This is a genomic window from Sphaerochaeta sp. S2 (assembly GCF_016406725.1).
In the GTDB taxonomy this organism is placed as follows: Bacteria; Spirochaetota; Spirochaetia; order Sphaerochaetales; family Sphaerochaetaceae; genus Sphaerochaeta.
In genome coordinates, this window is sequence record NZ_JAEKNT010000118.1 from 1 (window position 1) to 1294 (window position 1294).

At 33.5% G+C, this 1294-nt stretch carries 1 protein-coding gene; it reads right to left on the minus strand.

Going from position 1 to position 1294, the window contains the following annotated elements:
• Nucleotides 1-1238, minus strand: a 1238-nt coding sequence (locus JF818_RS03315) for a hypothetical protein (RefSeq protein ID WP_198890562.1), incomplete at its 3' end; no start/stop codon positions are given.
• Nucleotides 1239-1294: the final 56 nt, after the last annotated feature.

A 1294-nucleotide genomic window follows, 5' to 3' on the forward strand; every position in this document is an offset into this window, starting at 1 on the left:
TAGCTTACCATTTTCTTATTTTGAAATGCCGATAATGATCTATACATTGGTAAGAAAAGGTCTTCATCAAAGAGAGAATCCGTTCTTATACGTTGCAAAAAATGTGAGTACATACTCGGTTGATACACAAATTTCTCATCATAGGTTTTATAAATTCCTTGTCTGACTTTAAGTACCCAACTTGGTTCGATATAAAAAACTGGCTGCATACCCCATCCGTTATTACTTGTCATAGCTGAATGCGGAATAATCTCAAAATCTCTATCTTTGCTCCATGCATATAAACTAAGTAATCCATTAAAATTGAAAATCTTCACCCCTAACTTTAATACCTGCTCATAGCTTTGAAGAAAGTGCCAGAATTTAATTGCATTTATATCTGTTGTTTTTATGAGAATTATAAGATCATGAGCACTGATAAACTCAATTTCCCAATTCGTATTCTCCAATCTGTCAATAGGACCAGAGGACAGATTAGCCCCCCATCCACAAAAAACAAAAAGAATCTTCCCTTCTTTAAAATCATCAACATTTTCCACCCATTTGACGGTCTTTAAAATCTTAGGTATTAGCTCGTTTATATTTAAATCACTTATTGAATTCATCCCCGAGGACAAATAACTGTCTATCTCGATTGGATTATGTACTGGCACGAAACAAAAATACCGGCCAGGGTCAATCTCAGTCAATGAAATAGAAACAGATGGTATCGAAATATCATCTACAGAAATTGAAGAAAAATGTATTAATTCATTCAGGAAGTGCAATCTTAAAGTTGAGCTCAGCAATAGCAAATACTGATTTTCTAGTTTCAAATTTAAAACATCTATAATGTTCCTATCTAAACAGAAAGAAATAATAAGATGTTTTATGCAAATGGATATTGTATTTGGTAAGATAAGCGAAAACTCTTCACCAATCTTGAGAAATGGTTTCTTTTCTAGCGGACTATTACCTATCTCACTATTCAAAAGAACTGCCCTCGACTCAATTGGGAAACAAAACTCTTCTAAAAACTGGTCTCCTAGACTTAAACCATTGAGATCTTCTTTAGTAAATACACTTTGCCTGCTTACCGTAAATATTGAAAATTTTTCATGAATGGGGATATCTAGTTGTGGATTCTCTGAGCCAATTGTGAAATCTTCTAAATCGGATCGATTAATAAGAAAACCAGAAATCGACAACAAGCCCTCAATCTTTGATTTCAAATTTGCAAATGGCTGTTTATCAGGCATTTGTGAAACTACATCTAGAAACAATTGCAAATAGAAAGCATTGCTTTCCCATTGTC